Source organism: Secundilactobacillus silagei JCM 19001, from assembly GCF_002217945.1.
Lineage (GTDB): Bacteria > Bacillota > Bacilli > Lactobacillales > Lactobacillaceae > Secundilactobacillus > Secundilactobacillus silagei.
The window spans coordinates 20,177-44,859 of record NZ_BCMG01000016.1 but is presented as its reverse complement, the minus strand read 5'-3'; the positions used below and the strand labels follow the sequence as shown (position 1 = coordinate 44,859).

The 24,683-nt window shown below is 45.4% G+C and carries 14 protein-coding genes; 5 read left to right on the top strand and 9 right to left on the bottom strand.

Annotated features, from left to right (window positions below; genetic code table 11):
• Positions 1–651: 651 nt before the first annotated feature.
• Positions 652–1,560, bottom strand: a complete 909-nt coding sequence (locus tag CES79_RS12000; protein WP_054656494.1) for a GH25 family lysozyme — start codon at positions 1,558–1,560, stop codon at positions 652–654.
• A 573-nt stretch (positions 1,561–2,133) separates the two neighbouring features.
• Between CES79_RS12000 and CES79_RS11995 the strand changes: the two genes are divergently transcribed.
• Positions 2,134–3,108 (top strand): ring-cleaving dioxygenase, encoded by a 975-nt coding sequence (locus CES79_RS11995; protein ID WP_054656473.1) that lies wholly within the window; start codon positions 2,134–2,136, stop codon positions 3,106–3,108.
• Positions 3,101–3,712: an alpha/beta hydrolase gene (locus CES79_RS11990; protein ID WP_054656472.1), complete on the top strand. Its 612-nt coding sequence runs from the start codon at positions 3,101–3,103 to the stop codon at positions 3,710–3,712. Before CES79_RS11995 ends, CES79_RS11990 begins: the two co-directional genes overlap by 8 nt.
• 65 nt (positions 3,713–3,777) lie before the next feature.
• On the opposite strand, the gene CES79_RS11985 is transcribed toward CES79_RS11990, so the two are convergent.
• Complete coding sequence (locus CES79_RS11985) at positions 3,778–4,971, bottom strand: acetate/propionate family kinase (RefSeq protein ID WP_089137341.1); 1,194 nt, start codon at positions 4,969–4,971, stop codon at positions 3,778–3,780.
• 172 nt (positions 4,972–5,143) lie between these two features.
• Here CES79_RS11985 and CES79_RS11980 point away from each other — a divergent pair, with 172 nt between their 5' ends.
• Entirely contained in the window at positions 5,144–6,022 is an 879-nt protein-coding gene (locus tag CES79_RS11980; protein ID WP_089137340.1) for a matrixin family metalloprotease, read from the top strand.
• 219 nt (positions 6,023–6,241) lie between these two features.
• Here the strand turns inward: CES79_RS11980 and CES79_RS11975 are convergent, their stop codons facing one another.
• From CES79_RS11975 to CES79_RS11950, 6 genes are all read right to left on the bottom strand, one after another.
• Positions 6,242–8,074 carry a glycoside hydrolase family protein gene (locus CES79_RS11975; RefSeq protein WP_054656470.1) on the bottom strand — a complete coding sequence of 611 codons (1,833 nt, stop codon included), beginning with the start codon at positions 8,072–8,074 and terminating at the stop codon, positions 6,242–6,244.
• Positions 8,075–8,288: 214 nt separating this feature from the next.
• The gene (locus tag CES79_RS11970; protein ID WP_089137339.1) at positions 8,289–8,762 is read right to left on the bottom strand and encodes a nucleoside 2-deoxyribosyltransferase; all 474 of its coding nucleotides are present in this window, start codon (positions 8,760–8,762) and stop codon (positions 8,289–8,291) included.
• An 87-nt stretch (positions 8,763–8,849) separates the two neighbouring features.
• Positions 8,850–9,626: a hypothetical protein gene (locus tag CES79_RS11965; RefSeq protein WP_054656469.1), complete on the bottom strand. Its 777-nt coding sequence runs from the start codon at positions 9,624–9,626 to the stop codon at positions 8,850–8,852.
• A gap of 349 nt (positions 9,627–9,975) precedes the next feature.
• Positions 9,976–11,274, bottom strand: a complete 1,299-nt coding sequence (locus CES79_RS11960; protein WP_225362437.1) for a nucleobase:cation symporter-2 family protein — start codon at positions 11,272–11,274, stop codon at positions 9,976–9,978.
• 116 nt (positions 11,275–11,390) lie between these two features.
• Positions 11,391–11,714 carry a PTS sugar transporter subunit IIA gene (locus CES79_RS11955; protein ID WP_054656468.1) on the bottom strand — a complete coding sequence of 108 codons (324 nt, stop codon included), beginning with the start codon at positions 11,712–11,714 and terminating at the stop codon, positions 11,391–11,393.
• Between the two features lie 148 nt (positions 11,715–11,862).
• A complete protein-coding gene (locus tag CES79_RS11950) occupies positions 11,863–12,486 on the bottom strand; it encodes a DapH/DapD/GlmU-related protein (protein ID WP_054656467.1) in 624 nt (207 codons plus the stop codon).
• Between the two features lie 63 nt (positions 12,487–12,549).
• Here CES79_RS11950 and CES79_RS11945 point away from each other — a divergent pair, with 63 nt between their 5' ends.
• Together CES79_RS11945 and CES79_RS11940 are read left to right on the top strand one after the other, a co-directional pair.
• Complete coding sequence (locus CES79_RS11945; protein WP_089137337.1) at positions 12,550–13,713, top strand: NAD(P)-dependent oxidoreductase; 1,164 nt, start codon at positions 12,550–12,552, stop codon at positions 13,711–13,713.
• Positions 13,714–13,808: 95 nt separating this feature from the next.
• Complete coding sequence (locus CES79_RS11940; protein ID WP_089137336.1) at positions 13,809–14,426, top strand: DedA family protein; 618 nt, start codon at positions 13,809–13,811, stop codon at positions 14,424–14,426.
• Between the two features lie 184 nt (positions 14,427–14,610).
• Here CES79_RS11940 and CES79_RS11935 read toward each other — a convergent pair whose 3' ends face one another.
• Positions 14,611–24,564, bottom strand: coding sequence for a KxYKxGKxW signal peptide domain-containing protein (locus tag CES79_RS11935; protein ID WP_159459497.1), 9,954 nt, complete (start codon positions 24,562–24,564; stop codon positions 14,611–14,613).
• Positions 24,565–24,683: the final 119 nt, after the last annotated feature.

Here is a 24,683-nt window from a genome sequence, read left to right as displayed (position 1 = left end):
ATTTAAGAATTTCCGTTTGCGCGTCCTTGTTATGTTAAGGACAAAAACAAAACACCCAATCATCAAATAATGATTGAGTGCATTATGGTCGTTACCAACAACAGTTGACAGAGAACCATAAAAGACCCGTGCAGTTTCTCACTGCACGGGTCTCAAGGTTTATCCCCACACAGTCAGAACCTGATCTGTGTGGTCTTTAGCATTCAATCACAAAATGCTTTTGGCTCTTCACAGATCAGTACTGGAAAAACCAAAAGTAATATCGACTATTCAGTTGAGAAATTTTAATCATTTGCATCATAATGCGCCTCTCAGAATAGATGTTAGTTTTATCATAGCATTTTAATAAAAGGTGCGCAAGCAGGCGGTTAGAGAGCGGCGTGGAAGGCAGCAATGGTGAAAATCCCGAACTTGGATTTTGGCCATTGCTGCCTTACATATAGCTCTCTGCCTGCTGGAGCCCGATTAGGCAAAGGTGCGAAGACAGACGCTTAGAGAGCGTAGTGGAAGCTGACTAAGGCAAAAATCCTGGGCTTGGATTTATGCCTTAGTTGGCTTCCATGCAGCTCTCTGCCTGCTGGAGCCTGATTCGGCTATGTAACCTAAAAAGAGCCACCGCCCAATCAGACGATGACCCCTAATTTCAAACTATTATTGAACCTGTACATAACTCTTATTAGCGGTCATGTAACTGCCATCAGACAGTTGAATCCGGTATGTTCCGCCGGTTGAACGGGCAATTGATTTCGCAGTCACAATGGTGTTGTATTTCAAACTACCAGTTTTACCGGTTAAATTAGCCGTCTTGTATTTATTAACGTTCCGCGTTACCCGTAACTTCTGACCGTTAGAAACACTGGTGAAGTAGGTGTCCTTTGGTGTATTAGTGTACCAGCTAGTAACTTTTGAATTATTGACTGTCCGACTCAAATCAACGTGACCGCTGATACCAGAGAGTGAACCGGTGCTGGAATATTGCCATAGATCAGTTGGTACGTTGGGCTTTTTAGAATAGTTAGCGATCCAAGAACCGTTGAACTTCGAAGCGTTGATCTTATGCAGACTGACATAGCTTTGGTATGAGTAGTAAACCAATGGCTTATTAGTTAGCTTGCGCATGGTGCTATACCAAGCGTTTACGTAAGATTGTTCCGAACCCTTGGCACCAGAGACCCGTTTTTCATTATCCAACGCATAGAACTTAGCATTCTTGTTGGATAAAGCGTAGAACTGACGCGCATCATTGACAGCGTCTTTAGAACTGTTAAATTCGGTAAAGTCGTATTGACCAAATGGAACCCCGTACTTGTGAGCGCCGTTAGCATTCACATTACGCTTTGGATCGACGCGGTAATCACGGTCGCCAGGGTTCCCGTGTTTAACCCGAATAATCGTCATCCGCAGATCTTTAGAAGCTTTCGACCAGTTAATGTTCCCCTGATATTGTGAAACGTCGGCAATTTTGGTCTTGGCAGCAAAAGCGGTTGTCCCGATAGTCAAAGCACTAACTAAGGCTAATGAACCCGCAAAAATTTTCTTAAATAACGAATTAGTCTTCATACAATTCCCCTTAATCTAATTTATTAATTATAACTAGTGTAACGCACAAATGAAACAGAGTGAAAACATGAGAATTACAGTTCATTTACTGTTGTGTGACAAGGTGTAAGACAAGGTGCGAAGGCAGGCGCTTAAAGAGCGTAGTGGAAGGTGACGATGGCAAAAATCCCGAACTTGGATTTATGCCATCGTCACCTTCCATGTAGCTCTTTGCCTGCTGGAGCCCGATTAAGCAAGGTGTGAAAGTGGGTGCTTAGAGAGCGTAGTGGAAGCCGACTAAGGCAAAAATCCCGAACTTGGATTTATGCCATCGTCACCTTCCATGCAGCTCTCTGCCTGCTGGAGCCCGATTAAGCAAGGTGTGAAAGTGGGTGCTTAGAGAGCGTAGTGGAAGCTGACTAAGGCGAAAATTCCGAACTTGGATTTATGTCTTAGGCGGCTTCCATGCAGCTCTCTGCCCACTTGAACCCGATTAGAATACATTACACCTCTCAAGCCAACATCATTGTCCCCAACCCCATAATCTGTCATAATACGGTCAAAATTAAGCCTTGCATTGGAGGAGGAATCATTATGGAAAATACTGACTTAATCGGCTTGCACCATATCACCGCAATCACCTCGAGTGCGCCCAAGATATTTCACTTCATGACGGAAGTACTGGGCCTGCATCTGATCAAAAAAACCGTTAATCAAGATGATGTTGCTACCTATCACCTTTATTTCACTGACGATATGGGAACCGCGGGCACTGACCTGACCTTCTTTGATTTTCCAGGAATCGGCCGTGGTCATTACGGCAAAAACAGTATTTCCCGTATCGGTTTTCGGGTACCCAGCGATGCCGCGTTAGCTTATTGGGCCCAGCGGTTCGCGCAATATGGTGTTAAAACTGATGCTATTCAAGAACAGTTTGGCGCTAAAATACTGCCATTTTACGACTTTGACCAGCAGCGCTACCAGTTAGTTTCGGACGAACATAACGCTGGTCTTCCCGGTGGCACGCCTTATCGCCATAGTCCGGTGCCTAGTGAAATGGCCATTAGCGGCCTGGGCCCGACCATGATCACCGTCTCGCAGCCGAACCGATTGGGTGATATTTTAACCAATCTAATGGGCTTTAGCCAACTGGCAACCCAGGGCGCACAAACACTGTATGAGCTTCACAATGGCGGCCATGGTGCGCAAGTCATCGTTGAGAGCAGTTTAATTTTACCAGATGGTATCCAAGGCTTTGGTACGGTGCATCACATGGCTTTTCGGACGCCTGATACTGATAGCTTAAACTATTGGATCGAACGCATCCAGCAGACCGATCTCCACGACTCCGGCTTCGTGGAACGTTTCTACTTTCAATCGGAATACTTCCGCACAGCACCGGGCGTACTATTCGAAATTGCTACCGATGGGCCCGGCTTTCTAGTCGATGAAACCTATGAGCAAGCCGGTATCCATTTAGAATTACCGCCGTTCTTAGAAGCCCAGCGGTCAGCGATTGAAGCTAATCTCGTACCGTTTAATTCTGGGGAGGTGATAAATCATGACTGAAGAAATTCACGCTGCCTTTTACCCGGGTAAACCGAATCTAGTACCAGTCCTTATGCTGCATGGTACCGGTGGCGATGAAAGTGATCTGCTGCCAATTGCGACTTTTCTGTTCCCCGAACACCCCAAATTAGGCATTCGCGGGCGCGTCAAGCAAAACGGCAGCAACCGTTACTTCATTCGCCGCGAAGATGGGACCTTTGACCTCGATAATTTAAATCAGGAAACTGACTGGCTGTTAACGGCCATCCAACAGGAAACAAAGCGTTACCGCTTAGACGCCGATCAATTAATCGTCTTGGGCTTTTCCAATGGCGCTAATATCGCCGCTTATGCTTGGCTAAATAGGTCCACCCCATTTAAAACGGCGGTCCTGTTACATCCGATGATGATCACCCCACCGGTACAGTCCGTTGATCTCACGGATTTCCGCGCATTTGCCACTTACGGTGACGTTGACTCCATCGTCCCCGAAGCTAACTTTGATCAGCTCATGCAGCAATTAACCGATGCGCACGCCACGATTGAAAGCTTCAAAAATCACCAGTCACACCGGCTTACCCAAACGGAATTAATGGCTGCTCAGACTTGGATCAAGAAATTATGAACTAAACCATAACAAAACGGCTTGCTACCAGTCTAATACTGATAGTAAGCCGTTTTTTCATGGTCTCATTTATCTTTATCCATCACCTGCTGCACACCCCGCGCCATGGCCAATTCTTCATTAGTTGGAATCAGCAATATCTGAGCTCGACTGTCCTCCGTCTGTAACGGGCCAGTATCCCCCGCTTCATTTAACGTTGTGTCGATCTTGATACCCAGAATGCTCAGCCCATCGATAATCGCCTGCCGAATTTCCGGATCCTTTTCGCCAATGCCACCCGCAAATACCAGCGCATCCGCGCCGCCAATTTCAGTGTAGTAGGCCCCCACCAGTTTCACGACCTGGTTCACAAACATTTCCAGCGCTAACTTAGCGCGCTTATTATGTTTAGCAGCTTCGTGCAGATCACGCATATCTGAAGAAACGCCCGAAACCCCTAGTAAACCGGAGGAAGCATTTAATTCTTGCAGGACCACTTCGGGTGTTTCCAGATCTAAACGTTTCATTAGATACGGCACTAACGTCGGGTCAACGTCGCCGCTGCGAGTACCCATCATGACCCCCGTCACCGGTGTGAGCCCCATAGAAGTATCATAGGGCTGGCCATTTTTCACGGCGGTAATCGACGCGCCACTGCCTAAATGCATGGTAATCAGGTTTAGTTCATTCAGCGGTTTGGCTAACATTTCCGCTGCCCGATTAGCTAAATACTGGTGGGAAATCCCGTGTTCGCCATAACGCCGAATTTGATATTTTTTGGTCCATTCATAGGGTATCCCGTAAATGGCCGTTTTCTCTGGTAACCCGTGAAAATACGCGCTGTCAAAGACCGCGTACTGCGGCACGCCTGACAGTTTTTGCGCTAACAGTTCAATGCACTTCACCTCTAGCGGATTATGCAGCGGTGCCAGTTCACTTAGTTTTTTTAATTGGTCGATCCGGCTGGGCGTTAACTTAACGGGGCCCTTAAAGACCGTTCCGCCAGCCACTACCCGGTGACCCACGGCTTCAACTTCGTCCAACGACTGCACGCCGCCAACCGTGATCAAGCGTTTCAGTACCCGATCGATCGCCGTCATTTCATCTAAGGTCTCAACAACTTCTTTACTCTTTTTGCCGCCCACTTCAACTTTAACGATCGTACCAGGCAGATTAAGCCGTTCAACTTGACCTGAAGCGATGACGTGCTCAGCTGGCATGTTCACCAACTGCCACTTTAAAGAGGAGCTTCCTGCGTTGATCAGCAGTATTTTTGTCATAGGTCAACACCTCCGTTTACCTTTATTTTACAGGAGATTATGGCCAATTAAGGTAAGTTCATAGAAAGGTCATACACCTTTCGAAAAAAATGCATATTCATTGAACAGGCAAAACTTATCTTATACAATACAATTTGATACAACTAATAGGGTTTTCGAGGGGGAATCTTTTTTGAAAAAAGGAAGTCTTTTTACTGTGGTCACCGCTTTAGTCACAGCCGTTGTTTTACCACTGACAACGCTGGCAACTACGGGACAGGCTGCTACCTTAACGCCTAGCGCTGCTGTTCTGAAACAAAGCAAGTCTTACTACCGAACAAACGCTGGGAGTTTAGCTAGTCGCTACGGGCTAAATTACGCTTCACAAACGGCTTTAACACGCAACGAAACCACTCGGGTCTACGTTGCCAGTAACGACGCTCAGGTCAAGAAAAGTGCCAATCTAGCCATTTCATATTGGAACCAGAAACTCGGTCGTAAAGTTTTCGTCACCGGCACTAAATACAATCACAACATGACGATTAGCATGACCGCTCAAAACACCAGCGCTGATGCCTGGTGGAGGCCGGCACAGCACCAGATCGTCCTGGAACAGGCCGATTATAGCCAGCAGCTCGGTTCGATCCGTAATAAAATGATCAATCAAAGTACGACAACGGCGGTCAATACCGCTAACCAGCGGATCACCGCTTACGGTCACGCTATCGCTCACCGCGCTAACTTTGCCCATCAATACAATGCTTACCGGGCAACACAGATCAATTCTGCACAAAAACAGATTGCTTCTCAAAAGCGCAACATTGTCGGCCAGAAGGTCGATGTGAAGGCAAGAACCTTTAAGTACGCTAACATTATTGCTCACGAAATGGGCCATTCACTGGGGCTCAAGCACTCGGCTAACGCCAAAGACGCCATGGCAGCTAACAGTTCCACACCCAATATCTATAACTACAGTAAAGTAAAGAGTAGTAAAAACGGCTTTAATACCTTAGACAAAACGGACGTGAACCGCGCCAAATTAGCATTGCGTGTCCATGATGCCCACTACTAACTAAAAAGGACCTGACACAACTATTTCAAATAGTCGTGCCAGGTTCTTTTCATTTGCCTGACTAAAATTCTATTGAACTTAGGTCATCCGCCATGTTATTATGAGAGATAGAAATCAAGCGTACATATCACCACTTTTATCTATTCACTCTTGGTGAATGCACATAGAGCAATTATTCCAGCTGATCGCTTTTGCGGTCGGCTTTTTTGTTGCCTCATTTTAATAGAACGCACTGGCTCTAGTCCAATACTTGTTATTAATCAAGTAATAAGTGGTTGTCTTACCATTCCATACGGAAACTCTACGTGCCCGTTTAGTGATATCAACTGATTTGGAACCCAGATCAGCAGTGGTTCCGGCAGCTTTAGCTAACTGCGAATCATTAAATACAGCGGAGTACATTGGATAATTCTTGATTGGATTCATTGTCCGTTCGTAGTCTTCATACGTGATCTTATCGAACTGTAATGCACCAGAACGTACCCAGTACTTCCGAGCATTCGGGTTAGAACTGAAGCGAATCCGGTACCACTTACCAGTGTCGGCCGTTGCGCGCATATCAACGTAGACAATACCCGACTTCTTAGCATTAGCCCAGCCATCTTTTTGGTTATAGATGTACCAGTTAGCGTGGCCGCGGACGTGGTTGTAAAGGCTGTAATTCTTGGCAGCCTTTGCGTTTAGCTTCGCGTATTGTGAGTTAAGACCAGAAACATAGGTCTCATTCTTATTGGTGGCTTTATTACTCTTATACTTACCCGTCAGCTTCTTTAATTTGGTCGTGTTCTTCACATCAGTTGGCTTAACCGTGACGTTCTTATTGTTGGTGTTGGAGCTAACCGTCATATCACCGGTATTCATCCCAGCACTCAGCACGAACGGAATGTTGCTCTTAGAACTCGTGATCTTGTTGCCAGTAACCTTAACGCCGCTAATGCCCGCACCCTTGGTGTTATCAAAGTAGACGTAACGGTTATTTGGATCCAAGTTCACAAAGTTGTTATCGGTAATTTGGATATTAGACATCTTAACAGTTGGTGACGTGTTAAAGATTCGGATATAGTTACCTGAACCTAAAGCACCCTTATTTTCAAACGTGTTATTACTAATATACAGATTTGAAACACAAACGAAGTGAATGTTAGCACCATCGTCACTTAATTGTGGCTTGGCATCTTGCACGTAGTTGTTCGTAAAGTGAATATCGTGGATAATACCACCGACACCCTTAGCGTACACAACGTGTTGGCCAATTGGGTTTGGTGCAAATGATTTCACTGTCCCTGAAGCGTTTGACAGCGGTACAAAATTGTTTTTATTGACGTTAATATCGTACGATGGCAAGTTGTCATAGGCATCACCTGGTTGGTGGTAAGACATGGCCTTCGTATTTGAATAGTCAACTTGAATGGCTTCCTTGTAATCGAAGTCAGTATTGGCATTAAAACCAGTAAAGGTTGAATTTTCAATATTAACATCGTGACTACCATCGATATCAATGTAGTGGCCAGTTGGTGACTCAGCATTATCAAACGTGCAGCCATTGAAGTTAACGTGTTGCGCATGGTTGATCGATTGTACGAAGACACTTTGACCATCATCTTGGGTATAGTCACCGCGGAACGTGGCGTTGTTCCAGTTAACATAGCTAATACCGCCATCATAGCCGGCATTAGGACTCGGATAAACAAAGGCCATCCGGTCGCCATGGGCAATCTGGAAAACCGCATCTTTATCAAAATCAAAGGTGATATGTGAATGCAGCACAATAGCATTTAATTCAGCATTGGTAAATAAGTAGTTACCCTTTGGCACGTGAATCGTGACGTTATCTTCATTCTTAGTATCATCAAGAATTTTCTGCAGCATGGGAGCGTTATCGGTTTTGCCGTCACCGATCATTCCCTGATCTGTAGCATTGATGTTATCATCCGCATGAGCGACAACGGTTGAACTGTTTTTGCTATAATTCATGCCGGTCTGCGTAACGCCCACGCCTAAAATAAGGCCTAAAACTAAAAATCCTAGTATCATTTTTCTAGGTTTTCGCATATATTACTTCATCCTCTCCCGAAACAAAAAGCACCTATATATGGTACCACTGTTAATATAATAACAAAAATTTTACTTAAAGGCGTTACTATTAAGCTACATTTCAGTTATTGTATTATTACAAGTTGGAAGCGGTTTAACAGAATTGAAATCAAAAATAACGTGTTCCTCAGTTAAAACTGAAAAACACGTTATCGCTACTAGAATCGCTGTTTTAGAAAACTTCTTTATCTGTATAGTGCTGTGCCAGGTCATTAAAGTCATAGGTCTTCAATGCTTGAATGGCCTCCTTGCCATTGTAAAAAGCAGTGTACGACTGTGCCAGCATCAAGTTCAACTTTTTGCTTTCGTCATATTGAACCAGAATGACTGGAATACCCGCCTGCCACGCCGCACCAATTTCAAAAATGGTGCCGGAATCTGGTTCATTTTCCTTGGTTTCTTCGTATTGGTAATCCAAAATGGCAACTACCGCGTTCGCTCTGCGAATCTGGCGCACGTCGCTATTAAACGTTGCAACTTGCCACTTAAAGGTACCGAATTCGAGATCTTCTTGCTGGTGTTCAGAAGGAATAAAAATACCATTTTCAGCGACCGTTTTATTAGCCCGCAATAAACTCACAACTTCGTTCACACGTTCATTTTGACCATCGCTAAAGAATGGGGCTGCTAAATAAATATTATTCATGACAAGGCACACTCCTTTGTTATATTATCCATTAGCATACCATATTTAGACCGAATTTAATCATTAAAATGCCCTCATTTTAACCGGCTAACGCTGCTGAAAGATCCACTGAGTAAACGGCTTAGAATCATCATTGTTGCGTATCAGCCAGTCACGAATAATAAGACTATTATCATCCGTTTGTCCGTTCAGTAAGTTGAGCAGTCCAATTTCATCGTCAGAGGCTAACTGCTTGATGGCTGCCAAATTATCGGCGAGCCAATCGATCATCGCAACCGGAATTTTGCTGACATGCCCCTGCTGATCTTCAACCGCGATTACCAGGTCTGCGGGAACAATGACATCCGCTTCTGCTGGTACATGGTCCAGCGTTTCTAATTGAGGCGCAATCCGGGCTAATAACCGGGCACTCATTTCAATAAGCGTATCGGCTACCGAATCAGTCATTGACGTTAACATTGCCGCAAACACGCCGATCGTGTCGTAACGCGCTAACGACAGCGCCCCCATCAACGGCAGCAACCGGGCATCGTGTTGAACTTGTTGTAACAAATAGGTGCCTAAATACTGCTCAGTAGTAGCCGTTACTTCGTTGAATTTAAAGCTTGCTAAAATATCGCCGTCGGAAACGTTGCGGTCCTTGAACCGTTTCAGATCATGGTGGTTCAGCTGGGCATTATCCATAAAATGCGCCAGTGCCACCTCGTCAGTACCCACGGGCGAAATTAAGCTCGCAAAGGATTGCTCACCTTCAACAGCCACCCAAGCGTAACTCGCCTGCAATTGGGCAACTAATTTTGGTGGTAGCGTAATGGTCTTCAGTTCAGCCAGCAATGGGCGTTTTAAATCCTTTTCAGATAACATTTGTGCTTCCCCCTATTCATTATTTTCCGTTATCATATTGAACTTTTACGGCAAATGCAACGATTAAGACCTTACGCAAAAAGAGCCCCAATAACTGATTAGTTATTGAGACCCCTTCTTCTGCACACGACGGCAAAATCGTATGCCAACAAGTATTTAGCACATTTATCGTAGCAGTTTTTAGCTCTTTATTCAGTTAAAATTTGATTAGAATCAGTCCAATTGGCTTCCTTTAGCCACTGTTTAACGGTCCTTTACACTTTATGACTTTCAACTTACCTTAAGCTTGCTAATTCAAGCTTTTTTAGAACAAAAAAAGCAGCCCGTTACTGGACTGCTTCGTTAACTATTATTCTTCAACTTTATGCTGCAGTGACGTATTGTTTAACAAAATATTGAGGATCACCGCGACAAAGCTCCCAACTACCATCCCGTTGCTCAAAATGGTCTGGGCTTCAGCTGGTAAGAACTGGAACAGTGCGGGCTGAGTAGTCACGCCTAATCCTAGGCCGACAGAAACCGCAATGATCAACAGGTTACGGTTGTTAAGTTCAACCTTCATCAGCATCTTGATGCCTTGAGCGCCCACCATGCCAAACATCACTAGCATCGCGCCACCCAAGACAGAAGCTGGGATCAACGTTGCGATGGCCCCAAACTTGGGAATCAAACCTAAGACAATTAATAGGAACGCTGAATAGTAAACTGGTCGTAATTTTTTAATTCCCGATAATTGAACGATCCCAACGTTTTGTGAGAAGGTCGAATATGGAAAGGTATTGAAAATACCACCAAGAATGGCTGCAATCCCTTCAGAACGATAACCATGCTTCAGGTCCTTCGTGTCCAGATCACGACCGGTAATTTCTGCCAGTGCGAAGTAAACGCCGGTGGATTCGATCATACAAGTAACGGCAGCTAAGATCATCGTGGCAATGGATGACCATTCAAAGCGGGGAACGCCAAAGTAAAATGGCCGCGGCAGCTGCAGCCAATGAGCGGCACTCACTGGTGCAAAGCCCACTTTTCCCAACGCAATGGCTAACAATGTGCCAACTAAGATACCAATTAAAATCGCAATTTGCTTAATAAAACCGCGACCCCAGATGTTAAAAATCACAATCACTAATGCCGTTGTAAACCCTAACGTTAAGTTGATTGGTGAACCAAAGCTTTTAGCAGCCGCATTGCCGCCACCAAGGTTTTGAAACGCCACCGGAATCAACGTAAAACCAATCAAAGTGATCAACGAGCCGGTCACTACTGGTGGAAAGAACCGTCTTAAGTTGGCAAATGGTCCAGCCACCAAAAGGATAAAGATCCCAGCAGCAATAATGCCGCCATACATATAAGTCCAGCCGAAATGATTCCCAATACTCTGCAGCGGTGCGACGTATTCAACGGCACACCCCAAGACGACCGGTAACCCGATCCCGGTAATCGCCGTTCGCTTTAACTGCAGCAACGTTGCTATACCACACATAAAAATATCCATTGAAACCAAATAAGTCATCTGAGCAGCGCTAAAGTGAAGCGCGCCACCAATCAGTAACGGAACTAAAATGTCACCAGAATACATCGCTAATAAATGCTGAAAGCCTAAAATTAAGTTCTTTACTACTGAACGATCGTTATGAACAGTTTCCAAGATCCACTACCCCTCATTCGGTTTTATATTGTCTGTATTTCCATACTATCATCTATAGAATCGTCATTCAAATAAATTCTGAACATTAAACACAATTGTTTGCTAAAAGTTCGGTTTCACAGATATTTTTGTTTAGCCATTTGCGCGTAGACTTCGACCAGTTCACGACCAAGTTCAATCGTCGTCATCGCCATGCTCAGATGATCCTGAGCATGCACCATCAGTAACGATGGCCCATCATCTGAATCAACGTGGTCGCGAATGTAGTCACTTTGGGCTTGATGCCCCTCACCCAGGCGCTTTTGGGCAGCAGTAAAGTTGGCCTTGGCTGCCTGAATATCACCCTTTTTGGCTAGGTCGATCCCCTCAAACGCCAACTTCTTAACGTCACCCGCAGCTAAGATCAATTGCATGGCCACGTGCTGTTCATCATCGGTCATTTGGATGCTCCCTTCTTAAAAGTTTTTTAACTATTACCGTAGCGCCAATTGCCGTCAGATGCAATTGTTTTTTGAAATTGGTCTACATTATTTGCCCATCAAAAAAGGTTCTACCATTATTACCACAACGGTAGAGCCTCTGATAATTCTACTGTAAATGCTTAGCAACAAATTCTTCAATCGGTAATCTAAAATCGGCGTAGTTTGCTTCCAATTCTTCCCGCGACCAATTCCACCAAGCAATCTTAGCCAGATCCGCCTTAATTTCATCCGGGAATCGGTCCTTGATCTTTTTGCCCGGAATACCACCAACAATCGTATAGGGTTCAACATCTTTAGTGACGACCGCGCCAGCCCCGACCACCGCGCCATCGCCCACGGTTACGCCAGCTTGAACCACTACATCGTGTCCCAGCCAGACGTCGTTACCGATCACCGTTTTCAATTCTCGGCGCTGCTGCAAAAACGCCGTGTCGGGATCACCAAAGCCGTAACCAACACCATTGTATGCAAAAATATGCTGACTTGGTCTATTATAAGGATGGTTAGTCGGGCCAATGCGAACCATGGCTGCCATGCTGATGAAACGCTTCAACTCACTGTTTTGAATAAAGCATAGCTGACCAGTATACGTGTAATCATCAATGGTACTGTTATCGATAAAATTCTGGCTGCCAATTTCAACGTAGTGACCAAATTTAGTATCCTTGATCTGGCCACCTTCGCCAATCGTTGGCCGATCCTTTGAGAGTTTTACGTAATCAATATGCATTGGTCTCACCCCTTTTAAAATTTGAACTTATTATACTCGAAAATCCTTTTTGGAGGTTAAATGATGTATCAAATAAAAGCAATTGATGAATTTAACTTAAGTGCATTTAACGACAAGACCTTCCAGGTCAGCGATACCAACACGCCTGACGCCATTATTGTCCGCAGTTCCAACGTCTCAGATCAGTTGATCACGCCACGGCTGTTACTAGTAGCGCGCGCCGGTATTGGCACGAATACCATTAATATTGAGGCCTGCACGCAAAACGGAACGGCCGTTTTTAATACCCCAGGTGCTAACGCCAACGCCGTTAAAGAACTTATCTTGCAGGCGCTTTTTACTAGTGTGCGGCCGTTGCAGACCGCCATCGCACACACGGCAGCCCTGACTGGCGATGACCTGCAGACGCAGGCCGAAGCCACACGCTACCAGTTTATTGGCGGCGAATTATACGGTAAAACCATCGGCATCGTGGGCCTTGGTACAATTGGTCAGCAACTGGCCGATAGCTGTTATCACCTCGGTATGCAAGTGGTGGGCTATAACCGCAGTTCTAAGGGGCTGCAAGCCGTTCAGCAATTGGCAACCATTGATGACGTCTTAGCCGTAGCGGATTTCGTCGTATTGCTCCTACCGCTTACTGAAAGTACCCGCGGGATTATAGCTGCCAAACAGTTCCAATTGATGAAGAAAAAAGCGGTGCTGCTCAACTTTGGGCGGGGTGCGCTGGTGGATGATCAAGCCGTAATTGAAGCCTTGAACCAGGGCCAATTTAAACAATACATCACTGATTTTCCAGCTGAAGCCCTCCAGGACCAAGGTCACGTGGTGATGTTACCGCACCTAGGCGGCAACACGGTCGAAGCCCTCTCCAAGAGCGCCAACCTGACCGTGAAAAACATGCGGGATTTCCTGGAAACGGGTGTCATTCGCGCTTCCGTTAACTTTCCAACCGCCGACCTCAGCTTTAGCAGTCCCAACCGTTTAACCGTCTTCTTCAAGTCGCGCGCTTCATTGTGGAATGACGTTTCAAGCATCCTCAACCGCTACCATGTGCCGATCCTGGAGATGATCAGTAATACTAAGGGCGACTACGGCTACATGCTGGTCAACATTAATCTAGTGGCTAACAACGTCACAACTGATCAGAAAAATCAGTTAATTAATGAACTTAAGGCAGTTACTGGCACCTTGCGAGTTCGTATTCTCGATAATCTGAATGCTTAAGAATCTCTAAGCCTGGTGCAAGCTGATTGACCGCGTGACTAAAGTTTCGCTAAACTAAAGAGAACTCATCCCACTACATCGTTAGGAGCGCGCTTATGAATACGCAAACGATCATGACACTCATTGATCAGTATGGTTATCTGGCAATCATTTTTTTAATCATGCTAGAAAATGTTTTTCCACCAATTCCTTCTGAGGTCATTCTCACCTTTACTGGCTTTTTAACCCTCACCAGTCATCTAACCGTTTGGGGCGCGATTCTGGCTTCAACACTGGGCTCAATACTGGGTGCAATTCTCCTATATGGTATTGGCCGACTGGTTTCAGTGGAGCGGCTAAGTCAATTTGTCGGTACCCGCATGGGCCGGCTGCTTCGCTTAAAACAGTCTGACATTGAACGTGCCAGTACTTTCTTCAATCGCCGGGGCAGCATCGCCATCTTCTACGGTCGTTTCGTACCGGTAGTTCGCAGTCTGATTTCAATCCCCGCCGGTATGGCTGAATACCCCTTCTGGTCGTTTGTCGTCCTTTCAATTCTGGGAGCAGCGATTTGGAACACGGTCCTGATCTATGCAGGGGCGCTTGCTGGTAATCATTGGAAAACCGTTCTGGGCTGGTTTGAAGACGCCTCATCAATCATCTTAATTGTGGTTATCATCTTAATCGTGCTCGTTAGTGTTCTGTACTATTTAAAGAAGCAACGAAAGAATTGAAAATGATGCTAAAGCCCGCATATCAATTGTGATATGCGGGCTTTTTGTGCTGAATTTAAGTAATAATATGCTAAATATGAATCCTGTTTACGACACAAAAAGACACCCTCCAGTTATTGAAGGGTGTCCATTTGTCGTCAGCTAAACGTGTCTCTGCGCGTTAGTTAACTTGTTACTTAGTATTTTAGTCATCATCGTGACGTTTACGACGTGCACCTGCCAAACCGAAGAATGACAAGATTACACCTAGGAGACCGAATACTGCTGTTTCATTGTGAGAAGCTTCTGATGTTTGCGGCAACTTACCCTGGTTCGTCTTGTTAGCATTTGCCTTCAATGAGACTGAGGCTGTACCAGCTTGACTTGCAGTAACCACTTGACCAGTTGCTTGATCATTACTCAAATTACGACCTGTACCATTCGTGCTGTTATTACTTACTGTATTTGCAGCACTCGTGCTAGTTGTCGTTTCAGAACCAGATTGGTTCGTAGTCGTACCAGTTGGATTACCAGCTTTACCATTCTTAGTATTAGCAACTGTGGCACTTGTGGTATCAGTCGTACCATCATTAGCAGTTGTCGTACCAGTAGCGTTAGGAGTACCACTGTTGGCAATAGCATCACCAGTAGTAGTCGTCGTAGGATTAGTAACTGCAGTTCCAGTCGTAACAGTAGAACCAGTTGGAGTACCAGTAGTATCAGTAGTATCAGTACGACCACTATTATCGTTCCCTGACGTCTGAGTATTGTCGTAATAATCGTCAGTCGTCACACTCTCAGGTGTGGTCATACTTGACTTGGTATAACTGATTGAACCGTTTGGCGTAATAGTTTCACCTGTGGTGCTGCCGGTTGGTTGACCAGTAATATCATCATCTGGCTGGTGACTCAGGGTCACACCACCATCAGGTTCGTGATTCGTAACCGTTGTCTTACCAGTCGTTACCGACGTATTTGTTGGTACGTTGACTGGTCCTACCGGAGTTTGGCCCTTAGTTGTTTCAGTCGTCGTAACCGCCGTCTTCGATGGATCGGTATCATTTGGTGTGATATCCACGTGTGTCTTGTCGCCATCTGGCCATGTCTTATCAATGGTCGTCACTTCGTGCTTTGGATTCGTGACCGTCGTTGTAGTACCGCCGTCAGGATCCTGCTTCGTCGTTGGACCATAGTAGTCGCCTAGGGTAACACTCACTGCGTCCGGTACTTGGCCTTTACTGTAAGCCCGCGTACCATCTGGCAGAATCGTTTCACCCGTGGTAGTCGTCGTACTGCCTGCCGGGTCACTTGGCGTGTCAGTTGGCTGATGCTTCAAGGTCACACCATCTTTGGGTTCGTTGTTCGTGACTGTCGTCTTACCAGTCGTTACCGACGTACCTGTTGGTACGTTGACTGGTCCTACCGGAGTTTGGCCCTTAGTTGTTTCAGTCGTCGTAACCGCCGTCTTCGATGGATCGGTATCATTTGGTGTGATATCCACGTGTGTCTTGTCGCCATCTGGCCATGTCTTATCAATGGTCGTCACTTCGTGCTTTGGATTCGTGACCGTCGTTGTAGTACCGCCGTCAGGATCCTGCTTCGTCGTTGGACCATAGTAGTCGCCTGGGGTAACACTCACTGCGTCCGGTACTTGGCCTTTACTGTAAGCCCGCGTACCATCTGGCAGAATCGTTTCACCCGTGGTAGTCGTCGTACTGCCTGCCGGGTCACTTGGCGTGTCAGTTGGCTGATGCTTCAAGGTCACACCATCTTTGGGTTCGTTGTTCGTGACTGTCGTCTTACCAGTCGTTACCGACGTACCTGTTGGTACGTTGACTGGTCCTACCGGAGTTTGGCCCTTAGTTGTTTCAGTCATCGTAACTGCCGTCTTCGATGGATCGGTATCATTTGGTGTGATATCCACGTGCGTCTTGTCGCCATCTGGCCATGTCTTATCAATGGTCGTCACTTCGTGCTTTGGATTCGTGACCGTCGTTGTAGTACCGCCGTCAGGATCCTGCTTCGTCGTTGGACCATAGTAGTCGCCTGGATTGATGCTCAATGCATCTCCGACAAATGCCTTAAATTGTGGAACAACCGTGTAGTTCACTGTCCGAGTCAACGTCGTCTCGGTATCCGTGGCACCTGCGGTTACTCCGGCAAAGTCTTCAGCCGTGTAATCGGACTGATCGATATTCTTCAGGGTATGGCCAGGTACACCTGGTACATCGGCTGGAGCGAGGCTGGCAACTAAGACATCACTGTCTTTGCCACCCTTTCCGTTCGTATTAGTCGTCCATGATGTGTAGCTGACACTATGACCGTCATCACCGACAGTTGCCGTCCGGTAAACCTTAACCGGCTGACCATCGAGGCTGCTCAGATCTTGGTTGGCGCCTGCGGCGGTGTAATGAACGGTAATTTCACCGTTCAAGTACTTCGCTTGCGTCCCATCTGGGTCGTTGGTCCCACCGCCATCGGTTGGACCGAAGCTGTGCTTGGTGTAGTTGATGGTCCGGTTCAACGTGTCTTTGTAGCCGTCACTGGCTTTTTGCGCTGGCTTAGCTGGCGTGGCAGTGGCATCACCGTCAATTACTTTATCAAAGGCTGCACTGTCATAAGCGCCGGTATCACCCGTGACGCTCGTCACATCATAGGTTGGTTGTGGTGTGGCATTGGCCGTAGTCAAGGCAGTTACTAACGTAGTCGTCTGGCCATCGCTAGTCGTCCAGTCGCCGTAAGTGACACTGTGACCGTCAGCGCCAACATGCGCCGTCCGTTGGACGTTCACCGTTTCTTGAGTGGCACCCTTTGAAGTGTCCAAACCTTGATAGCTGGTATTAACGGTGATCTTACCTTGCAGATATTCGATTTGCGTCCCGTCGACATTCCCTGGATGGGTAACGTTGTACTCGTCGGTCGTGTAGTTCACTGTCCGAGTCAACGTCGTTTCGGTATCCGTGGCACCTGCGGTTACTCCGGCAAAGTCTTTCGCCGTGTAATCGGACTGATCGATATTCTTCAGGGTATGGCCAGGTACACCTGGTACATCGGCTGGAGCGAGGCTGGCAACTAAGACATCACTGTCTTTGCCACCCTTTCCGTTCGTATTAGTCGTCCATGATGTGTAGCTGACACTATGACCGTCATCACCGACAGTTGCCGTCCGGTAAACCTTAACCGGCTGACCATCGAGGCTGCTCAGATCTTGGTTGGCGCCTGCGGCGGTGTAATGAACGGTAATTTCACCGTTCAAGTACTTCGCTTGCGTCCCATCTGGGTCGTTGGTCCCACCGTCATCGGTTGGACCGAAGCTGTGCTTGGTGTAGTTGATGGTCCGGTTCAACGTGTCTTTGTAGCCGTCACTGGCTTTTTGCGCTGGCTTAGCTGGCGTGGCAGTGGCATCACCGTCAATTGCTTTATCAAAGGCTGCACTGTCATAAGCGCCGGTATCACCCGTGACGCTCGTCACATCATAGGTTGGTTGTGGTGTGGCATTGGCCGTAGTCAAGGTAGTTACTAACGTAGTCGTCTGGCCATCGCTAGTCGTCCAGTCGCCGTAAGTGACACTGTGACCATCAGCGCCAACATGCGCCGTCCGTTGGACGTTCACAGTTTGTTTGGTGGCCGCCTTTGGAGTGTCCAAACCTTGATAGCTGGTATTAACGGTGATCTTACCCTGTAGATAATCTACTTGAGTACCTTCAACCGTACCAGCATGATTCTTGTCATACTCAACCGCCGTATAGTCAACGGTCCGCTTCAATGTCTTGTTAGTGGTCGTATCATTTTCACTCGGCGTTACCTCAGCCATATCAGTTGCGGTAACTGCATCAGTATCACCACTGACAGCATCAACCGTAAAGCCAGGAACAGTTGGAGCATTGACTTTAGTCAACTCGTCAACTAAGTCAGCTGGTTCAGGGTTAGCAGGATCAGTAGAAACTTTTCCATTCGTATTCTTAGTCCATGGTGTATAGCTAACCGACTTACCATCACTATTAAGAGTGGCAGTCCGGTAAACTTTAATCTTCTGATCATGACTGTTAATGGAAGCAGTAGTAGCCCCATCAGCCGTGTAGTTAACGTTAATAACACCGTTCAAATACTTAGCTTGTGAGCCCTCTGGATCACCTTTTGTGGTATCTCCACCATGAGTTGGATCAAAATTAGTCTGAGTATATTCAACTGCATATGCCAAATTAACATCGTCGGCATTATCAGCTTTAACAGCATTACTAATATCCGTGTCTGAAATTCGAGTACCAATATTAGCAACCGAGTTATCTGAAATAGTCAGAGCCGTTCCGTTCTCAGTACCTGAATAGGTAGCTTTATAACCGGTGTTTACACTCACAGAAACGGGTTTCAATGCACCGGCAGACGGATCAATTGCCCATGAGGTATCTGAACCATAACCGTATGCACCTGTAATGGCATCCTTAAGAGCTGCTCTAGTATATACAGCAGATTGAGTACCATTGGTGACAGTACCGCCATCTGGGTTGTTCGTTGTTACATTGACCGAAATCATCTTATGAGTGGCTTTGTAGTCATCAGTGTCAGTTGTAGTATCGTTCGGATTAATAGTAGTAGTCTTGTGTACCAAATGCACAACAGCATTATCATAATCATCATTTGTGACTCTACCAGTATAGGTAACAACACCAGGGGCAATTGTCAAATTCGCACCTGTCGTCATTGAAGGTGCAAGAACGTAATTTGTAGGAATGTTAACAACTACGTTCTGAGCTGATCCACCAGGAAAGTCAGATACAGTTTGAGTATCAGGCAAATCTTTGTTATCTGTATCGTCATGGAAAGTAATATTTGCAGTTGCTTTGGCGTTGTAAACGACCTGAACTGATGCGAAAGGTACGAAGTTATTCGGTGTTGTAATCGTTACAGGAGAACCGAAACTGATTGGACTTCCGCCACCAGTATACATTTTAGCCATCAACTGACCGGCAGTTTGAAATTGAGTTGCGTTAGTCGTTCCCATATTTTCAATTGTGCCATCAGCATGAGTACGAATAGTCGTGAACGAAGTACCGTCTGCAGTCATTGTCGAGACTAGCTTTACGACACCCTGTGGATTACGTGCTACATCATTGATATAGGTAGTCGTAATAGAATGTAACTGGGATACTGGATAACCGTCAACCGTTGGATCCACAGTCGTTGTACCATTAGGCTTGTCAAGTGGATCAACTGTGACAGTCCCACTCTTTAACGCGGTGCCATTTGTATCCGTGACAGTCACTGGAATTGTGGTGTTCAAATGTGTCAAATAAATAAGATGCGATTTATTGTTCGTAAAGTTATAAGTAACTGTTTTGTCTGCTGGATTTTGTAGCTGATACAGATTCCCATTTGGGAAACCAGCTAAGTTAACTGTGTATGTTCTGTTATTGCCATTAGTTGAGGCATTTACCATGTCCACAACATGATCAGTAAAGAGCACTGTAGGAACTGGAGAACCTAGATCCGTATAAGCAAAACTTGCAGAAACTGTATCAACTGGCACAGTGGCACTTGTAAACGCATAGTTGCCATTTGCAGCTGAAAGTACACCAAGCCCTTTAGCAGACACCGCAACTTTCACTTGTGTGAAATCAGTCTGATTAGTAACAGCGTAGTCATCAGCATCTGGGAAAGCAGTGACTAACCCAGTAGTACTTGGTACGTTGGTAGTTGGCTTACCAGTAACCGTGTAAGTCAAAGTAGCAGTTGGAGTAATCGTGAGAACACTTTCTGAAACTGGTGCCCCACCACCTTCTGGCGTTACGGTCTTAACTGTGCTCTTTGAAGTAAATCCAGTAACCACCGGTGTAACGGTAACACCGAGTTGCTTGATGTTGACTTTACCCTTCGTTGCATCAGGTGTGAATGTAACTTGGTACTTATTGCCAGCAGTGAATAATGCAGCATTAATTTTGGCAATACCATCGGCAGTCAGAGAATAATCATAGCCGCCTTGTTTCACGTCTGTACCATCGCCGTCAACGCTAAAGTATTTAGTAAAGTTTTGGTCTGTACCCATGTTTTTAAGACTGGTTAAAAAGATGGTCTTTGCAGATGAGTTTGCTGGATCATTCAGATAAGTACCCAGTGCGCCAGTATTCCATGCTAACCAGCTAGTACCATCACCAGTTTGGACTGCTTTTTTCAGCAAGTCTGAAGCTTTGGTTGTCCCATCATAAGTCCCGCTAATTGCTTGACCTGAGGCGTTAGCTAATGAAAGAGGAACCGTCTTGGTATCGATCACATAAACAAAGTTTACCGAAGCGGTATTGCCCATAGTATTAATTGTTTCAGTTCCAAAGGTAGGCGTATAGTTTGGAAATGCGCCTGCTGTGATAACGATATGGTCGCCATAATGCACAGTGAGATTCGTTCCATAAGTACCTTGCTTAGCTGCATCTGAGCCATCGACATAGGTAAATCCAGGATTACTACCAGCGGGCAAACCGACTTGGTTGATAGTCAACGTTGCGTTATTACCTATATAATTAACTACTGCTTTAGTTGCAGTAGGCTTCACAGTTACTGCAGACCCAGCAGCATGATAGTTTGAGACTGCACCTGGAGTAATTGTGATCTTATCGCCAGTGTGGACATTAATTGCCGCGCCATACGTACCAGTCTGCTCTGTAGTATCTTGGTTAACTTTGTAGGTAAAACTAGGCGTTGGCATTTCTTGCCCAGTTGGTGCACCCGTTTGTGTAACGGTCAAAGTCTGTGCATCACCCACATAAGTGACTGCGACGGCTCCGTCTGTTGTTGGAATTACAGGTGTATCGTTTTTAGTGTTTGTATCGTTATCATTGAATTTTGGTGCAGTGTAACCGTTGATGACAGGCAATTTGCTGACATCAATAGGTGCACCACTAACACCAGAAATGCTGGCTGATGTCCCAAGAACATCGCCACTAGCACTTTTAGCTTGAACCGTGTAATTAACAAGATGACCATAATTAACGGTAATTTTGTTAATTGCGTTAATTGTATCGTTGTAACTGATTGATGATTGTGGAGTAACACTGGTTACGTATCCAGTTGTGGTTGGAACACTAATATTAATAGTTTGACCATCACTCAGGTCAATCTTATTAGTGTCAGAGTAAGTAGCCCCATGAGCACCGCCCATGACCTTACCAGTTGAGTCAGTAATCGTATAATCGAAGGTTGCATCAGCAGGTGCACCCTTTTGCTGTACGGTTACTTGGCCAGCAGTAACTGTTTCAACATCGTATGGTACGTTAATCAGACCACCACTTTCAGGAATGATGACTGAAGTTAAGTTAGCTGGTTTCTGATAAGGATTGTTCTCGGCATCGTAAGCAGTCTGAGGCAAGTTAGAAAGATCCGCCTGACCACCAAAAGAGCCAACTAATGGTTGACCATTGCTACCAGTCATCACTGGTTTCCCAAGAGGCGTGTAGTTAGTCTTGATAACAGAACCGCTGGCATCTTGAACCACCGTCTCGAGTGTCGGTTGAAGAGAATAAGATAACTGATTCTCCCCAACAGCATTAGCATAGAAACTTGCTAAATACGCCTGAGTTTGAGGACTAGCGTAATTGGATTGATCATGAGGATTAGCGCTACCCGTGTCTGTTCCTGTATAGTTTGTTGTAACAGCTGCCCCAGTAGTATCTACAAGGGATCCCTTTACTTCATTCCAAACTTTATTCACAAAGTCAGGGTCTGAACTTGAAATAGCATTATTTGCAGCTTTATCTTTGATTGCTTGATCATAGAATGGCTTGATGTAATGGTAGACATCCCAAATGCCTTGTTGATAAGTTTGTTTAATGACATCGTTTTGAACCGTAGTACCCGCGACATCAGACGTTGGTGCAACCTGAGAACCAAACTTAGAAATATCAATATCAGCAGGCTTTGTTGACACGTTCATACCATTCCAAACAGCATTCGGATCGCTTGGATTTTCTGAGTACATTAACTTAATGGCATTGTACTTACCAACCATAGCGTAACCATAGGCGGCACTAACAATCGCCTTTGAATAAGCTAGATAGAGTTGGTTATACATTGAGAAATTATAGAATGGTGTCGCATTACCAGCCAACTTGTCATGATCAAAAGTCAAATTGTTTGATGGTTCAAGAGCTCCGACATAGACACCTACATAAGCATTTGAATCGAGACTCATGAACGCAGGAATCCAAGACGTAAAAATACTACCATCAAATGATGAACCAATTTTCTGATACATAGCTTCAATGTGAGTGATAATCGTTGTCAAAGAATATGACCCATCAAGTGTCATCAAAGTATGTGTTAATGCGTTAGAATTGGCATTTGTTGCAGCTAACACACCAGCCTTATCTGATACCGTCGAATTTCGAGTATCAGAAATAGTGTTGACGGCTGGGACAACATTTTCAATAATATATTTTTCAGCACCAGGTACAATTTCAGAAATATAAGTACCCACGATACCGTTAATAAATGGTTCGAAAATATCCTTTGCAAAAGTAGGATCCGTACTATCTAAGGTAGTATATGAATCCATTGCTGAAGCCTTTAAGTCTTGTTGTGTTGATCCTTCATTTACAGGCATGATGTATTTAGTTGAAAATACGTTATTTGCTAGTTCAAAGACATGCAAAATATCAGTATCAGCGCCGTGACCATACTCAGTCATTGCAACCTGCATATCACTCGTCGACTTATTCAATTTGTCAACCAACTGATTGACGTAACTATCACTTGAACCCACAAAGTAATAGTACATCTTTGACAGATAATCCATCATTCCGGCAAAGTTTTCAATTGTTGTAGCGTTACCATTGGCCGTATCGCTTAAAACACCATCGCTTAATGCATTTGTCAAATGGACTCCAGATGGACCATATTTTGTTACCAAGTCATTATAAAATGTTTGTAGTTGTGTTGCGGTAGCGTTTGTCACGTTTGCATTTGTAACTGGGTCATTAAACGCACCTGTCCCAGCAGCAGTCATTAACGCAAAATCAGCCATGGTCATTGGCGTCCGAAGTACGTTTTCCAAATAACCGGTCTTGACACCTGTATTTGCTTTTACATTATCGGTGCCTAAAGTGTCATAATTGCGCCAGCCTGTAGTATTCCCATCTTCAACCGCAGTCACCTTAATCGCCTTAAGCCCACTATTGGCCAAAGCGTTTTGAGCGGATTGTAGTTCTTCACTAGTCACACCAGCTGGCAAATCAAATTCAACGGTGCCATCAGCTAAGGTCTTAAATGCTGAGCCATCAGGTAATTTAGCTAATGCTTGGGCAAGCTTATCGGTGACTGCAGAAACACTCGCAGTTTTCCCATTATTAGTGGCCGTAGCGTCACCAGTTTTACTTGTAGCATTGGTAGTATTTAAATTGGTTTTATCCTGTACAGCAATCAGCGCTTTAGCAGCGTCTGACAACGACCCGTCTTTAGCAAACAAAGCTGATGATGTATCAGCTGTCTTAGCCTTATCAGTAGTTGCAGCGGCCGATTTAGCAGCCGATTGATTGTCATTTTCAGTAGCTTGCTTATCAGTAGCTTGTTTAGTAGAAGAATCACTAGCAGCTTTCGTTACTGGTGTTTCATTTTGACTGTCTGCATCAGAAGTTTTCGTAGCCGAATTATCAGTTACAGTACTTGAAGCTGGTTGATTGCCGGTTTCAGTACCCGTCTTCGACTGAGTAGTGCTCTTAGCTGCACTTTGATCCGTATTAGCAGCCGTATCAGCACTAGCTGAACTGACCTTATCACCACGCGTATTTTGCGTGGCATTGTCGTTAGCTGCAGTTCCAGCGTTTTCAGCTGTTGTACTGCCAGTAGTATCAGCAGTTTTTGGTGCTGCAGCATCACTAGCACTATCTGAAGATACAGAATTAGCCGCCCCAGTGCCAAGCACAACAGATTTCTGTTGTAATGCTTGACTAGGTGCGGTTTCAACGGCAGTAGTGTCTGTTGAATTGGCGTTGCTTGAATCACTGTCAGCCTGTACGTTAACATCCGTTAACAGCATACCAGCGCCAAAAAACAGCATCGAAATGCCTGCGTAGAGCCATTTCTTATGTGCCTTATACATCTTATAATGGGTCTTTGTTTGCCCTTCATCACGCAACAGCTGATTACGCGACTTCATAAAACGCCTACTATTCATTTGTATAACCCCCATCGCAACTAAGTGCCAAGAGTCACTTGTAACGACCGTTCTCCATGCGGCCCCGTGACTGACTATCCGACTAGTGCACTTAGTTGCGGAAATGCCAACTCGTTAAA

Coding starts and splice junctions, on each gene's coding strand:
- CES79_RS12000 (WP_054656494.1), bottom strand. CDS start 1,560: ATGAAGACTAATTCGTTATTTAAGAAAATTTTTGCGGGTTCATTAGCC.
- CES79_RS11995 (WP_054656473.1), top strand. CDS start 2,134: ATGGAAAATACTGACTTAATCGGCTTGCACCATATCACCGCAATCACC.
- CES79_RS11990 (WP_054656472.1), top strand. CDS start 3,101: ATGACTGAAGAAATTCACGCTGCCTTTTACCCGGGTAAACCGAATCTA.
- CES79_RS11985 (WP_089137341.1), bottom strand. CDS start 4,971: ATGACAAAAATACTGCTGATCAACGCAGGAAGCTCCTCTTTAAAGTGG.
- CES79_RS11975 (WP_054656470.1), bottom strand. CDS start 8,074: ATGCGAAAACCTAGAAAAATGATACTAGGATTTTTAGTTTTAGGCCTT.
- CES79_RS11970 (WP_089137339.1), bottom strand. CDS start 8,762: ATGAATAATATTTATTTAGCAGCCCCATTCTTTAGCGATGGTCAAAAT.
- CES79_RS11965 (WP_054656469.1), bottom strand. CDS start 9,626: ATGTTATCTGAAAAGGATTTAAAACGCCCATTGCTGGCTGAACTGAAG.
- CES79_RS11955 (WP_054656468.1), bottom strand. CDS start 11,714: ATGACCGATGATGAACAGCACGTGGCCATGCAATTGATCTTAGCTGCG.
- CES79_RS11950 (WP_054656467.1), bottom strand. CDS start 12,486: ATGCATATTGATTACGTAAAACTCTCAAAGGATCGGCCAACGATTGGC.
- CES79_RS11945 (WP_089137337.1), top strand. CDS start 12,550: ATGTATCAAATAAAAGCAATTGATGAATTTAACTTAAGTGCATTTAAC.
- CES79_RS11940 (WP_089137336.1), top strand. CDS start 13,809: ATGAATACGCAAACGATCATGACACTCATTGATCAGTATGGTTATCTG.
- CES79_RS11935 (WP_159459497.1), bottom strand. CDS start 24,564: ATGAATAGTAGGCGTTTTATGAAGTCGCGTAATCAGCTGTTGCGTGAT.